15 protein-coding genes are annotated in these 13,531 nt (G+C 39.8%); 14 read left to right on the forward strand and 1 reads right to left on the reverse strand.

All coding sequences use genetic code 11. The features are described from left to right. Window positions 1-19 precede the first annotated feature (19 nt). Genes PLANO_RS15420 through rsmI form a run of 3 tightly spaced genes read left to right on the forward strand, consistent with a single transcriptional unit; the run spans window position 20 to window position 1,879 of the window. Entirely contained in the window at window positions 20-757 is a 738-nt protein-coding gene (locus tag PLANO_RS15420; RefSeq protein WP_197053095.1) for a tRNA1(Val) (adenine(37)-N6)-methyltransferase, read from the forward strand. After that, complete coding sequence (locus PLANO_RS15425) at window positions 744-1,013, forward strand: GIY-YIG nuclease family protein (protein ID WP_038705292.1); 270 nt, start codon at window positions 744-746, stop codon at window positions 1,011-1,013. The genes PLANO_RS15420 and PLANO_RS15425 overlap by 14 nt, the downstream gene beginning before the upstream one ends. Beyond that, window positions 1,010-1,879, forward strand: a complete 870-nt coding sequence (gene rsmI, locus PLANO_RS15430) for a 16S rRNA (cytidine(1402)-2'-O)-methyltransferase (RefSeq protein WP_038705293.1) — start codon at window positions 1,010-1,012, stop codon at window positions 1,877-1,879. The genes PLANO_RS15425 and rsmI overlap by 4 nt, the downstream gene beginning before the upstream one ends. 325 nt (window positions 1,880-2,204) lie before the next feature. On the opposite strand, the gene PLANO_RS15435 is transcribed toward rsmI, so the two are convergent. Continuing rightward, window positions 2,205-2,483 (reverse strand): transition state genes transcriptional regulator AbrB, encoded by a 279-nt coding sequence (locus PLANO_RS15435; protein WP_008433098.1) that lies wholly within the window; start codon window positions 2,481-2,483, stop codon window positions 2,205-2,207. Between the two features lie 328 nt (window positions 2,484-2,811). Here PLANO_RS15435 and metG point away from each other — a divergent pair, with 328 nt between their 5' ends. The 11 genes from metG to glmU all read left to right on the forward strand — a co-directional run bounded on the left by metG (window position 2,812) and on the right by glmU (window position 13,519). Further along, entirely contained in the window at window positions 2,812-4,770 is a 1,959-nt protein-coding gene (metG, locus tag PLANO_RS15440; protein ID WP_038705294.1) for a methionine--tRNA ligase, read from the forward strand. 201 nt (window positions 4,771-4,971) lie between these two features. Beyond that, on the forward strand, window positions 4,972-5,748 hold the full coding sequence (locus PLANO_RS15445) for a TatD family hydrolase (protein WP_038705295.1): 777 nt from the start codon (window positions 4,972-4,974) through the stop codon (window positions 5,746-5,748). A 77-nt stretch (window positions 5,749-5,825) separates the two neighbouring features. Beyond that, window positions 5,826-7,163, forward strand: a complete 1,338-nt coding sequence (locus PLANO_RS15450) for a resuscitation-promoting factor (RefSeq protein WP_038705296.1) — start codon at window positions 5,826-5,828, stop codon at window positions 7,161-7,163. 114 nt (window positions 7,164-7,277) lie between these two features. Further along, a complete protein-coding gene (gene rnmV / locus PLANO_RS15455; RefSeq protein ID WP_038705297.1) occupies window positions 7,278-7,835 on the forward strand; it encodes a ribonuclease M5 in 558 nt (185 codons plus the stop codon). Further along, window positions 7,835-8,713 carry a 16S rRNA (adenine(1518)-N(6)/adenine(1519)-N(6))-dimethyltransferase RsmA gene (gene rsmA, locus PLANO_RS15460; protein ID WP_038705298.1) on the forward strand — a complete coding sequence of 293 codons (879 nt, stop codon included), beginning with the start codon at window positions 7,835-7,837 and terminating at the stop codon, window positions 8,711-8,713. The genes rnmV and rsmA overlap by 1 nt, the downstream gene beginning before the upstream one ends. Window positions 8,714-8,876: 163 nt before the next feature. Continuing rightward, the gene (gene veg, locus PLANO_RS15465; RefSeq protein ID WP_006830753.1) at window positions 8,877-9,140 is read left to right on the forward strand and encodes a biofilm formation stimulator Veg; all 264 of its coding nucleotides are present in this window, start codon (window positions 8,877-8,879) and stop codon (window positions 9,138-9,140) included. 147 nt (window positions 9,141-9,287) lie between these two features. After that, window positions 9,288-10,151 (forward strand): 4-(cytidine 5'-diphospho)-2-C-methyl-D-erythritol kinase, encoded by an 864-nt coding sequence (gene ispE / locus PLANO_RS15470; protein ID WP_038705299.1) that lies wholly within the window; start codon window positions 9,288-9,290, stop codon window positions 10,149-10,151. A gap of 57 nt (window positions 10,152-10,208) precedes the next feature. Continuing rightward, a complete protein-coding gene (purR, locus tag PLANO_RS15475; protein WP_038705300.1) occupies window positions 10,209-11,036 on the forward strand; it encodes a pur operon repressor in 828 nt (275 codons plus the stop codon). Further along, on the forward strand, window positions 11,037-11,414 hold the full coding sequence (locus tag PLANO_RS15480) for a RidA family protein (RefSeq protein WP_038705301.1): 378 nt from the start codon (window positions 11,037-11,039) through the stop codon (window positions 11,412-11,414). Window positions 11,415-11,616: 202 nt separating this feature from the next. After that, a complete protein-coding gene (spoVG, locus tag PLANO_RS15485) occupies window positions 11,617-11,901 on the forward strand; it encodes a septation regulator SpoVG (RefSeq protein WP_038705302.1) in 285 nt (94 codons plus the stop codon). Window positions 11,902-12,145: 244 nt separating this feature from the next. Beyond that, on the forward strand, window positions 12,146-13,519 hold the full coding sequence (glmU, locus tag PLANO_RS15490) for a bifunctional UDP-N-acetylglucosamine diphosphorylase/glucosamine-1-phosphate N-acetyltransferase GlmU (RefSeq protein WP_038705303.1): 1,374 nt from the start codon (window positions 12,146-12,148) through the stop codon (window positions 13,517-13,519). Window positions 13,520-13,531: the final 12 nt, after the last annotated feature.

Here is a 13,531-nt window from a genome sequence, read left to right on the forward strand (position 1 = left end):
TATGCTAGGAGTTGAAGAAATGTTAGTGGATGACGAAAGATTGGATTATTTATTAGCGGAAGATTTACGGATTATTCAAAGTCCATCGGTGTTTTCGTTTTCTTTAGATGCTGTTTTATTGGCGCGCTTTGCATATGTGCCATTAAAACGAGGAACCATAGTGGATTTATGTACAGGCAACGGAGCAATTCCGTTGTTTCTAAGTGCACGGACGGAATCTCGTATTATCGGAGTAGAGTTGCAAGAAAGACTTGCTCACATGGCACGGCGGAGTATAGCTTATAATGAGCTCGAAAAGCAGATCGAAATTATTGAAGGCGATGTTAAAGACATGCCTAAACAATTAGGGTTTGAAAAATACGATGTCGTTACTTGCAACCCACCTTATTTCCCGGCACATGAAATGAGTGATAAAAACATTAGTGAGCATATGGCGATTGCACGTCATGAATTGCATTTAACATTAGATGAAGCGGTACGAGCTGCTAGTCAATTGCTTAAGCAAGGCGGAAAAGCGGCATTTGTTCATCGCTCAGGTCGCTTGATTGATTTGATGGCGGCAATGCGAGCAAATCGTTTAGAACCAAAACGGATTCGTCTTGTTTATCCAAAAGCCGGAAAAGAAGCAAATACGTTATTGATCGAAGGCATTAAAGACGGCAAACCGGATCTGAAAATATTGCCCCCGCTGATTGTTTACGGAGAAGATGGAGAATATACAGAAGAAGTACGCGAGTTATTATATGGAAATAACTAGTCATTATTTTTATGTATTGGAATGCGCCGATCAATCTTATTATGCAGGGTACACCAATGACCTTGAAAAACGGTTAGCTGCACACAATGCAGGAAAAGGCGCAAAATATACTCGGGCTAAAGGGCCGTCTAAATTAATTTATCATGAATGTTTTGAGACAAAGCAAGAAGCTATGAAGGCGGAATATGCTTTTAAGCAATTAACTAAGCCTCAAAAAATTCGTTATATTGCTGAAGAAAAGGAGAGCGGCAAATGAAATCTCAAAAAAGTTTTCAGCACAAAAGAGCTACTTTGTATTTAGTAGCAACCCCCATTGGCAACTTAGAAGATATGACAATTCGTGCGCTGCGCATTTTAAAAGAAGTTGATATTATTGCAGCCGAAGATACACGCAACACTAAAAACCTGTGTAATTATTTTGATATACAAACCAAATTGGTTAGCTACCACGAGCACAATCAAGAAAGTGGCGGTTTTAAAATTTTGTCGTATTTGGAACAAGGCAAGTCGGTTGCATTAGTTAGTGATGCAGGCATGCCGTGTATTTCGGATCCGGGCGAAGATATTGTGAAACGAGCTGTAGCAGAAGACTTTCCTGTAGTACCAATTCCTGGAGCTAATGCTGCACTTAGTGCATTAATTGCTTCTGGAATAGCACCACAACCTTTTTTGTTTTACGGGTTTCTATCGCGCAATAAAAAAGAACGATTAGCTGAGCTCGAAGTATTGGGTCAGAAAGAAGAAACGCTGATTTTTTACGAAGCGCCTCATCGATTAAAAGAAAGCTTGAAAAGTATGCAAAAAGCAGTAGGCGATGACCGGAAAATTGTGTTAGCGCGCGAAGTAACCAAGAAATTTGAAGAGTTTATTAGAGGAACAGTAGAAGAAGCTGTCGAATGGGCTGACGAAAATGAAATTCGTGGAGAATTTTGCATCGTTCTAGAAGGAAATGCAGATCCTGAACCAATAGAAAACGTGAAGTGGTGGGAGACGCTATCTATTGAAGAGCATGTCGATCAATTAGTAGAAACCAAAAATCTAACGTCAAAAGAAGCCATTAAAGAAGCCGCAATTGAACGGCAATTGTCGAAAAGAGAAATATATCAGGCATATCATACTTAAGAAAAGCGCAAGCACCCGTGTAGCTCTGCCGGGCGTAAGACGGTCTGGCAAAGTGGCGTATTTTCAGCCACACAGCCGGAATGGCTTACGATCCAAAGAGCTGGGTGCTGGAGTCTAGACAAAGAAAAGCGCAAGCACCCATATAGCTCTGCCGGGCGTAAGACGGTCTGGCAAAGTGGCGTATTTTCAGCCACACAGCCGGAATGGCTTACGATCCAAAGATCTGGGTGCTGTAGCTAGACAAAGAAAAGCGCAAGCACCCGTGTAAGTAAAAGATAGATAAGCATAAAAAAAACCGGATGCACAAGGCATCCGGTTTTTTAACTTATTTATTTAAGTTGTTTTGAATTTCTTTTACTAACATTTCTGCGCCTTCAGAGCTTAAGATCAGTTTACCGCCAACTAATTGCATGTTTTCGTCTGATACTTCACCTGTAACTGCACATGTCATGTTTGGTAAATATTTCTTCAAGATGATTTTATCGTCATCCACATAAATTTCCAATGCGTCTTTCTCAGCGATTCCTAGAGTACGACGTAATTCGATTGGAATTACCACTCGTCCTAGCTCATCTACTTTACGAACAATACCTGTTGATTTCATAATTATAGTCCTCCTTTAAGTTTATCGGATGTATTCGTCAAAATTCGACATTTTCCACTTCCTGTAATAAATCATACCAAGTACTGTCAATTAGGTCAATAAAAAACTATCGAAAATATAATAAAATTTAATATAAGGTGTCAATTTATTGGGTTTTTGCCCATGAGATGTCATAAATTCGACAAATTGTCGAATGGACTGATAACATCATTGCTGTAAACAGCAAGCTATAATACCTAATTAACGGGTTTGTTGGAATTGAAAGATTGTACAAAATTGGGGACTTGGTTAAAATAAGGACTATACAAAAAAACTGGAGGAATTTTTCGTGACTGCTAACAATAATACATTTTATATAACTACACCGATTTACTACCCAAGCGGAAAATTCCATATTGGAACAGCTTATACAACGGTCGCTTCTGATTCAATGGCCCGCTATAAGCGCTTACGCGGATTCGATGTCCGGTTTTTAACTGGAATGGACGAACACGGCCAGAAAATCGAGGAAAAAGCAATTGAAGCAGAAAAAGCGCCACAAGAATTTGTAGACGATATGGCTGCAGCTGCAAAACAAGTGTGGTCGGTTATGGATATTACTTATGATGACTTTATCCGAACGACAGAAGAGCGCCATAAAGAGGGTGTCGAGCGGATCTTCAAAACTTTTCTTGATAATGGTGATATTTATAAAGGTCAATATGAGGGTTGGTATTGTACACCTTGTGAATCATTTTTCACTGAAAATCAATTGGAAAATGGCAATTGTCCAGACTGTGGACGCCCAGTTCAAAAAGTAAAAGAAGAGTCGTATTTCTTCAATATGAAAAAATATGCAGCACGTCTTCTGGAATACTACGAAAATAATGTCGAATTTATTGAACCAGAATCGCGTAAGAATGAAATGATCAATAATTTCATTAAACCAGGACTAGAAGATTTATCGGTTTCACGAACTTCTTTTGATTGGGGAATTCCAGTTCCTGGGGATCCAAAGCACGTAATTTACGTTTGGGTAGATGCATTGTCGAATTATATTACGTCACTTGGCTACGGTTCAGATGATGACAGTTTATTTAATAAATACTGGCCAGCAGATGTTCATGTAGTCGGTAAAGATATCGTTCGTTTCCATACGATTTATTGGCCAATTTTCTTAATGGCTTTAGACTTACCATTACCGAAAAAAGTTTTTGCACATGGCTTTATTATGATGAAAGATGGCAAAATGTCGAAATCCAAAGGCAACGTTGTGTATCCAGAAATGCTTGTTGAGCGTTATGGTCTTGATGCAACGCGTTATTTCTTATTGCGTGAATTGCCATTTGGTTCAGATGGTGTTTTTTCACCAGAATCGTTTATCGAGCGAACAAATTATGATTTAGCAAATGACCTTGGGAATTTATTGAATCGTACGGTATCCATGATTAATAAATACTGCGAGGGAATGGTGCCACAAATCAATGGCATCCAAACTGAGTTTGACGAACCTCTACAACAAGTAGCTGCGAAAACAGTAAAAGCGTACGAACAGTACATGGAAAAAATGCAATTTAGTATTGTATTAAGTGAAGTTTGGACATTGATTTCCCGAACGAATAAATACATTGATGAAACGCAGCCATGGGTACTAGCAAAAGATGAAAATGAAAAAGAGAAACTAGATTCTGTTATGGCTCATTTAGCGGAAAGTCTGCGAATGACTGCGGTTATGCTGCAGCCGTTCTTACCAAATGCACCAAAACAAATAATTGAACAACTTGGTTTAACAGAAGAGTTTTTAGCTTGGAATACATTACAAGACTTCGCCAAAATTCCTGCTGGCACTCGAGTCGTATCGAAAGGAACGCCAATTTTCCCGCGCCTTGAAGTAGAACCAGAAGTAGCGTATATACGTGATCAAATGCGTGGATCTGTAGCGCCTATCGAGGAAGAGCCAGAAGTTATGGAAGTTCCGGATGTGCCAGAAATTGAGATAGAAGATTTTGCGAAAGTGGATCTGCGTGTAGCAACCGTGATCGAATGCGAAGCAGTACCAAAGACGTCAAAGCTATTAAAGCTGCAATTAGATATGGGATATGAAAAACGACAAGTAATCTCAGGAATCGCCGAACATTACAAGCCGGCTGACTTAGTTGGCAAAAAAGTTGTTGTTGTTGCAAACTTAAAACCAGTGAAGTTGCGTGGAGAATTATCCGAAGGAATGATCTTAGCTGGTGAAAAAGATGGATACTTAACGTTAGCATCTGTCGCTGAGAAGCTTCCAAACGGCTCAAAAATCAAATAAAAACACTGAATAAGAACTGTTTTGACCCACTTTCATTAGTGGGTCTTTTTTTGTTTTTCTAGGATAGATTGCCCAATATTACATGGAAATAACCGAAAATGACGCGGAATTAACATGTTTTGTTACCGAATTGTAATGTTGCTGTGAAGAAAGATACAGGTAGAACCATTAGAATAAAGCTTAATGTGAGGAGAATGATTGATGTTTATCGATACCCATGTACATTTAAATGCAGATCAATACGATGAGGACTTAGTAGAAGTCATTGAGCGCGCACGAGAAAACCATGTGGAGAAAATGGTAGTCATCGGCTTCGACCGAAAAACGATCGAACGAGCCATAGAGTTGGCTGAAAGCTATGAATTTATTTTCGCAGTCGTTGGATGGCATCCAGTAGATGCCATAGATTGTACTGAAGAAGATTTACAATGGATTGAAGAACTAGCAGCGCACCCGAAAGTAGTAGGAATCGGAGAAACCGGTTTAGACTACCATTGGGACAAATCACCAAAAGAGGTTCAACAGGAAATCTTCCGTAAGCAAATCCGATTGGCTAAAAAAGTGAAACTGCCAATTATCATCCATAACCGAGAAGCAACTGCAGATGTCTTAGAAATTCTTAAAGAAGAAAATGCAAAAGAAGTTGGCGGGGTTATGCATTGCTTTAGTGGCAGTTTAGAAACAGCGCATCAAAGTATAGACATGAACTTCATGATTTCACTTGGTGGGCCCGTAACATTCAAAAATGCCAAAAAGCCAAAAGAAGTTGCTGAGGCGATTGCACTTGATTACTTAATGATTGAAACAGATGCTCCATATTTAGCGCCGCACCCGTATCGTGGCAAACGAAATGAACCATCTTATGTACCGCTAGTAGCACAAGAAATCGCGCGGTTAAAAGGCATTTCAATAGAAACTGTTGCAAAAGCAACGACAGAGAACGCTGAGAGGTTTTATAAGTTTTCTCAAAAAAAGTGAAATTAAGAAATTCGCATTCGTTGACAGGGCGAACATGAGCCCATATAATCACTCAAGTGAAAGAGGAGGAAATATTTTTGACAAATCAAACAAATAGTACCAATTCGACAAAGTCATTTAAAGGTAAATCGTTGGCGGTAACAATTGCTACGGTATTGTTGTTCGCAGCGGTTTTAACTTTTGCTATATACGAAGGAACAAAAAACACAGTTACGGTAACGGCTAATGGGGAACAAGAGCAGGTAAGAACGCATGCAGAAACAGTAGGTGCTTTTTTAGAAGAACAAGACATCAAACCTGGAGAACATGATTTTGTGAGCCATTCAACGGAAACACCGATTAACGAAGATATGAAATTAGAGTGGGATGCTGCAGAACAATACGCAGTAACAGTTGATGGCGAAGCAACTTCAGCTTGGACCACTAAAAATACGGTATCAGAAATTCTGGCAACAGCGAATATTGAACTAACGAAACATGATAAAGTAACACCAGCATTAGATGAACAAGTAAATGAGGACACAAAAATCTCAGTTGAAAAAGCATATGAAGTGACGATTCAAGACGGTCTTGAAGAAAAGAAAGTATGGTCTACTTCAACAACAGTTGCTGATTTCTTAAAAGAAAACAAAATCACTTTAGGTAAACTAGATCGCGTTGAAAGTGAAATGGACGAATTGGTTTTACCGAATTCTGAAGTCAAAGTAGTACGTGTTGAAAAGCTTACTGATGTCGTTGAGGATTCTGTAAAGTATGCAGTTGAAACTAAAAAAGACGACACACTTCTTAAAGGTAGTGAAAAAGTAGTTCAAAAAGGTCAAAATGGTTTAGTTGAAAAAACATACGAAATTGTAAAAGAAAATGGTAAAGAAGTAAAACGAGATCTTAAAAATGAAAAAGTTGTTAAAGCACCAACAAAACAAGTAACAGCAGTTGGTACAAAAACGGTTGTAGCTAGTGTATCTCGTGGTACTCAAAAAGCGACTGTTAAAACTGCTACAAAAGAGAAAGCAGCAGTAACAACTACTCAAGCAACACCAAAAGCAGCACCAAAGACAGCATCGAAAGAGCAACCAAAAGCAACACCAGTTAAAGCGGAACCTGCAGCAGCGGAACCAACTGGTGGAAAAGAATTTTATGTATCGGCAACAGCATACACAGCAAGCTGCACAGGCTGTTCAGGAATTACTGCTACAGGCATTAACTTGAAAACAAACCCGGGTCTTAAAGTAATTGCAGTAGATCCTAGCGTTATTCCATTAGGCTCTAAAGTATGGGTTGAAGGATATGGTAATGCGATTGCAGGCGATACAGGTGGAGCAATCAAAGGAAATAAAATTGATTTATTCATGGCGAACAAATCAGATGCTTTGTCATTTGGACGGAAACAAGTGAAAGTTAGAATCTTAAACTAATCTAATTTTAATCCAACCAAAAGCTTTCCTGGGATATTTCCCGGGAAAGCTTTTTACATGTCTATCTGCAAACCTGTAAAATAAATAACAAGCTAGAAAAGAGGGGTTTACTAAATGAAGATAACTGAAATTATTGTAGTTGAAGGAAAAGACGATACAGTAGCTATTAAACGCGCAGTCCACGCAGACACCATTGAAACAAACGGTTCAGCTATTAATACAGAAACGCTCGCGCGAATCGCTCATGCACAAGAAAAGCGGGGAGTCATTGTTTTTACGGATCCGGATTATCCTGGAAGACGCATCCGTGCTATTATTGAAGAACATGTGCCACAGGCAAAACATGCATTTCTAGCAAAAGAAAAGACAATTGCTAAAAATGGCAAAGGGCTTGGGATAGAACATGCTCGCGATGAAGACATTCGCGAAGCGCTAAAAGCGGTGTATACACCGTTAGAGCAAGATCGTGCTGTTGAGATTACGATGGAAGACTTAATAGATGCTGGCCTTGTTGCCCACCCACAAGCGAAACAGCGACGCATTGCAATTGGTAACGCATTGCAAATTGGCTACACCAACGGCAAGCAATTACAAAAGCGACTCTACATGTTCGGCATTTCGAGAGACCTGTTTATCAAAGCAGTACAAGCGTTAACTCAGGAGGAAAATTAATGACTAAAGATATTGCAACACCTATTCGTACGCAACAAATCATGACGAAATATAATTTAAAAGTAAAGAAAAGCTTAGGACAAAACTTTTTAATCGATCCGAATATTTTGCGCAAAATTGTTGGGCAAGCCAACTTGACAAAAAAATCGGCAGCAATAGAAATTGGTCCTGGTATCGGCGCACTAACTGAACACTTGGCAAGAGAAGCGGGGAAAGTGCTAGCTTTTGAAATCGATCAGCGTTTATTGCCAGTCTTAGCAGACACTTTATCTCCGTATGACAATATTTCGATTGTTCATGCTGATATTTTAAAAACAAATGTACAAGAGGCGATTGATCGTGAATTAGCAGACTATGATGATATTGTCGTAGTGGCAAATCTACCTTATTACGTGACAACTCCGATTATCTTGAAGTTATTGCTTGAAAAGCTGCCAATTCGTAGCATGGTCGTTATGCTGCAAAAAGAGGTAGCTGAGCGTATTACAGCTAAACCTGGAACAAAAGCCTACGGATCGTTATCAATCGCTATTCAGTACTACACACAGGCTGAAATGGCGTTAACTGTTCCAAAATCCGTATTCTTACCTCAACCCAATGTAGATTCTGCGGTTATTCGTATGACAAAGCGTGAAGTGCCGGAAGTTGTAGTAATTGACGAAGACTTTTTCTTTACAGTTACAAGAGGATCGTTCGTTCAACGAAGAAAAACTATATTAAACAACCTTCAAGTGGCAATGCCTTCAGGAAAAGAGAAAAAAGATCTCATTTTAAAAGCGCTAGAAGAAGCTGAAATTGATCCAACAAGACGTGGCGAAACATTAACCATCAAAGAATTTGGTTTATTATCGGATAAATTGTACGCATATTTCCAGTAATAACGCCGTTCTGTTACAAAATCTACACAATTTGTTTCGAGTCAAAGAAATTTCGAATAAATAAATATTGACAGCAACAGAGTGTCGCTGATAAAATTATAAATTTGCTTGACTATTCCATCAAATTATGGTAGAATTTTATCCATAGTGAGGTGTAGACAAAATGCCCAAAACTTTGGCGGATATTAAAAAGTCGTTAGACCTACATTTAGGAAAACGATTGCTTTTGAAGGCAAACGGAGGTCGCAAGAAAACGGTTGAACGTGCCGGAATCCTGCGCGAAACATATCACTCCGTGTTCGTGATTGAGTTAGATCAAGAAGAGCATGCATTTGAACGCGTGTCTTACAGCTACGCAGACATCTTAACTGAAGCAGTAGAAATTACTGTGTACGAAGGAACTGAAGATGCACTTGTTGTGAAATAATCGAACTACATTTATAAGATACTCCAAAAACTTGCTCCTGCTGATTAAGCGGATTGCGAGTTTTTTTGTTTCTGTCGCTACTTTGCTTTCCATTAGCCCGCGGTGTGTTAAAATAGTCTTCATCAGAATATAAAAGGAGGCAGTGGGATGCTCTACGTGAAAGCGCCTGCCAAGATTAACTTAACATTAGATGTTTTACATAAACGTCCAGATAACTATCATGAGATTGAAATGATTATGACCACGGTGGATTTGTCGGATCGCATAGGCTTGATGGGGACGGCAAAAGGCATACATATTCAGTCTGCAGATCGCTTCGTGCCAAATGATTCCCGCAACCTTGCTTATCAGGCAGCACAACTGATTAAAGATACATTTAATATTAAAACCGGTGTTATCATTTCGTTGGATAAAAAAATTCCGGTTGCCGCAGGTTTAGCCGGAGGAAGTAGCGATGCTGCTGCTACATTAAAAGGATTAAACAAGCTTTGGCAATTAAACTTGTCGCTTGATGAACTAGCTGAACTAGGTGCAAAAATCGGTTCGGATGTATCTTTTTGTGTTTACGGTGGCACCGCTCTTGCAAAAGGACGTGGAGAAATAATCCAACAATTACCGACTCCACCAAATTGCTGGGTCATTTTAGCGAAACCAACCATAGGCGTTTCTACAGCCGATGTATATGGCGCATTTGATGTTACAACAGCGCAGCATCCAAATACACAAGCAATGATCCAAGCGCTCGAGGATGGCGATTACGATGCGATGTGTGCCAACCTTGGCAATGCACTTGAGAGCGTTACGTTGAAGCTATATCCAGAAGTAGAACAAATTAAAGAGCAGATGAAAAAGTTTGGTGCAGATGCCGTATTAATGAGTGGGAGTGGCCCGACAGTTTTTGGGTTGGTCTACCAAGAAGCGCGTATTCCGCGTATATATAATGGCTTGCGTGGCTTTTGTTCGGAAGTATACGCAGTACGGTTGATTGGTGAACGAGAGCCCCTTGCTTAAATACGGACATTTATGGTAAGTTTTCTATAAATCATTCGTGTTTAGGAGAGGGTAGTTTTGAAGTGGAAGCGCAGTGAACGGCTTGTTGATATGACACATTTTTTATTAGAACATCCACATAAATTGATTTCGCTATCTTATTTCTCGGAGCTGTATCAATCAGCTAAGTCATCTATTAGTGAAGATTTAGGGATTGTTAAAGAAACGTTTGAAGAAAAAGGGATTGGTTTGTTGATGACTGTACCGGGAGCAGCTGGCGGCGTTAAATATGTTCCGAAGCTTCAAGCTGGTGAAATCAAAACCGTGATAGCAGACTTGATGGAAGAGTTAAGCCATTCGGATCGACTGTTGCCAGGTGGCTATTTGTATATGACCGATGTACTTGGCAATCCAGAAATGATGAACCGAGTTGGTAAAGTATTTGCGACAGCATTTGCAAAAGAGAAAATTGATGTCATCATGACGGTAGCAACAAAAGGCATTCCAATTGCCCACGCCATTGCGCGTCACTTAAATGTGCCAGTGGTAATTGTCCGTAGAGACAGCAAAGTTACTGAAGGGTCTACAGTCAGCATTAATTATGTATCGGGTTCATCTAGACGCATACAGACAATGGTGTTGTCAAAACGTAGCATGAAGAGCGGACAGCGTGTCTTAATTACCGATGACTTTATGAAAGTCGGCGGAACGATGAATGGTATGAAAAACTTGCTTGAAGAGTTTGAATGCACGTTAGCGGGCGTCGCTGTACTCGTTGAAGCAGAGCATTCAGATGAACGTCTTGTCGAGAAGTATTTATCTCTCGTTAAATTGCATGAAGTTAGTGAAAAAGAACGGACCATTGCATTAGAAGAAGGAAATTACTTTGAAAACGGGGGAATTTAAATGAATTTCGTAGCGACAAACAAAGCAGCAGCTGCAATCGGACCATATTCACAAGGTGTAGTTTCAGGAGGACTTTTGTATAGCTCAGGTCAAATTCCATTAACAGCAACCGGTGAATTGGTTGATGGCTCTATCGCCGACCAAACTCATCAAGTATTTTCAAATCTAAAAGCAGTCCTTGCAGAAGCAGGTTCATCTCTTAATGATGTTATTAAAACCACAGTTTTTATTAAAGATATGAATGATTTCGTTGCCTTAAACGAAATTTATGCAAGTTATTTTGGCGATCATAAACCAGCGCGTTCGACAGTTGAAGTGGCGCGGTTGCCAAAAGACGTAAAAGTAGAAATCGAAGTTATCGCAAAAGTGAGCGAGTAAAATTAATAAACTAAGTAAAAAAGCAGGTCAACCCACAAATTTGTGAGGTGACCTGCTTTTTTGTTCGTCCATTATCCTCTTCTTCTCTTTATTGAGTAAATTTTCTAATAAGTTTTGTTATTTGTGAAGGAGAATAGTCCTTTGTAGCGAATAACCATAATTAGGGTTTAAAACAGCAGCTGAGAGGAGGGGGAACAAGAGAATGGAAGTAACAGATGTGAGACTACGACGTGTACAAACCGACGGTCGAATGAGAGCAATCGCCTCCATCACGCTGGATAACGAATTTGTGATTCATGACATTCGTGTAATTGATGGAAACGATGGCTTGTTTGTAGCGATGCCGAGCAAAAGAACGCCAGATGGAGAATTTCGAGATATTGCCCATCCGATCAACTCGAGCGCACGCACGAAATTGCAAGAAGCCGTCTTAACTGCATATGAGCAAAGTGAAAGCGAATCGGTCTTAGAAAATGCCGGCGTTTAATGAAGCTGAAACAAGGAGCCTTCTATTGTAAAATAGGCTCTTTTTTTATTTGCCTTTTTTGTCATGGGATTGTCATGCTTAAGAACCTTGAAAAATCAAGGTTTTTCCGCTATAGTCAATAAGGAAAAGCGAATTTTTTGATTGACATGTCTAGGGTAACACTTGACTAATCAATTGATAGAATAAATACATGGGTAGAACTAACAAAAGGGTTCTGATCAAATTGGGAGTGGAGGGATAACAGATGGCAAATACATATGCAGTAATTTTAGCAGCGGGTCAAGGAACGCGCATGAAGTCGAAGTTGTACAAAGTACTTCATCCGGTCTGTGGTATGCCAATGGTTGAACATGTAACAAATAATGTTGAGCAACTCGGTGTTGAGAAAATCGTTACAGTTGTCGGCCACGGTGCTGAGAAAGTTCAACAGCAACTAGGGGAAAAAAGTGAATACGCTTTGCAAGCTGAGCAGCTTGGAACGGCTCATGCGGTACAGCAAACAGCTTCATTGATCGAAGGTTTAGCGGGCACAACTTTGGTTGTTTGTGGCGACACACCATTAATTCGTCCAGAAACGATGCAAGCCTTACTTGACCAGCATGCTGAAACTAGAGCAAAAGCAACAATTTTAACAGCAATTGCAGAAAATCCGACAGGTTACGGTCGAATTCTTCGCAATAGCGACGGCATTGTTGAAAAAATCGTTGAGCAAAAAGATGCTTCTCCAGAAGAGCAACAAGTAAAAGAAATCAATACAGGAACATATTGCTTTGATAATGAAGCGTTATTTGAAGCGTTACAATTGGTTTCTAATGATAATGTTCAAGGTGAATATTATTTGCCGGATGTTATTGAAATTCTTCAAAAGCAAGGTGAAATCGTTGCTGCTTATGCAACAGATAGCTTTGATGAAACATTGGGAGTCAATGACCGCGTTGCGTTAAGCCAAGCTGAGAGCACTATGCGCAAACGAATTGCTGAAAAGCATATGAGAGCGGGCGTTTCGATTATTGATCCGGCAACTGCTTATATTAGTGCACAAGCCGAAATCGGAGCAGATACGATTATTCATCCGAATGTAACAATTGCAGGCGACACAAAAATTGGCGAAGACTGCATTATTTCTTCAAACAGCCAAATCGTTAACAGCGTGATCGGTGACCGTACAACAATTCGTAGTTCAGAAATTTACGATAGCAGCATTGGTACAGATACAGCTGTAGGGCCATTTGCGCACGTTCGTCCACAATCAGTTTTAGGCAACGATGTGAAAATCGGTAACTTTGTCGAAGTGAAAAAAGCAGAAATCGGTAACGATAGTAAGGTTTCTCATTTGAGCTATATTGGCGATGCTACTGTCGGAACAGGTGTGAATATCGGCTGTGGAACCATCACTGTAAATTATGATGGCAAAAATAAATTCCAAACCATTATTGAAGATGACACATTCATCGGTTGTAATTCAAATCTGATTGCACCGGTTACTGTAGGCAAAGGATCATACGTTGCCGCAGGATCTACGATTTCCAAAAATGTACCTGAGGATTCATTGGCGATTGCACGTTCACGCCAAGAAAATAAAGAAGGCTATGCAAGTAGATTAAACAAGAAAAAATAGGAGGGTTCACAC

Source organism: Planococcus sp. PAMC 21323 (genome assembly GCF_000785555.1).
GTDB lineage: Bacteria > Bacillota > Bacilli > Bacillales_A > Planococcaceae > Planococcus.

Bases quoted from the DNA above. Each gene is read 5' to 3' on its own strand.
- spoVG (WP_038705302.1), top strand. From the start codon at position 11,617: ATGGAAGTAACAGATGTGAGACTACGACGTGTACAAACCGACGGTCGA.
- PLANO_RS15420 (WP_197053095.1), top strand. From the start codon at position 20: ATGTTAGTGGATGACGAAAGATTGGATTATTTATTAGCGGAAGATTTA.
- rsmI (WP_038705293.1), top strand. From the start codon at position 1,010: ATGAAATCTCAAAAAAGTTTTCAGCACAAAAGAGCTACTTTGTATTTA.
- veg (WP_006830753.1), top strand. From the start codon at position 8,877: ATGCCCAAAACTTTGGCGGATATTAAAAAGTCGTTAGACCTACATTTA.
- rnmV (WP_038705297.1), top strand. From the start codon at position 7,278: ATGAAGATAACTGAAATTATTGTAGTTGAAGGAAAAGACGATACAGTA.
- glmU (WP_038705303.1), top strand. From the start codon at position 12,146: ATGGCAAATACATATGCAGTAATTTTAGCAGCGGGTCAAGGAACGCGC.
- PLANO_RS15435 (WP_008433098.1), bottom strand. From the start codon at position 2,483: ATGAAATCAACAGGTATTGTTCGTAAAGTAGATGAGCTAGGACGAGTG.
- ispE (WP_038705299.1), top strand. From the start codon at position 9,288: ATGCTCTACGTGAAAGCGCCTGCCAAGATTAACTTAACATTAGATGTT.
- rsmA (WP_038705298.1), top strand. From the start codon at position 7,835: ATGACTAAAGATATTGCAACACCTATTCGTACGCAACAAATCATGACG.
- PLANO_RS15480 (WP_038705301.1), top strand. From the start codon at position 11,037: ATGAATTTCGTAGCGACAAACAAAGCAGCAGCTGCAATCGGACCATAT.
- PLANO_RS15445 (WP_038705295.1), top strand. From the start codon at position 4,972: ATGTTTATCGATACCCATGTACATTTAAATGCAGATCAATACGATGAG.
- PLANO_RS15425 (WP_038705292.1), top strand. From the start codon at position 744: ATGGAAATAACTAGTCATTATTTTTATGTATTGGAATGCGCCGATCAA.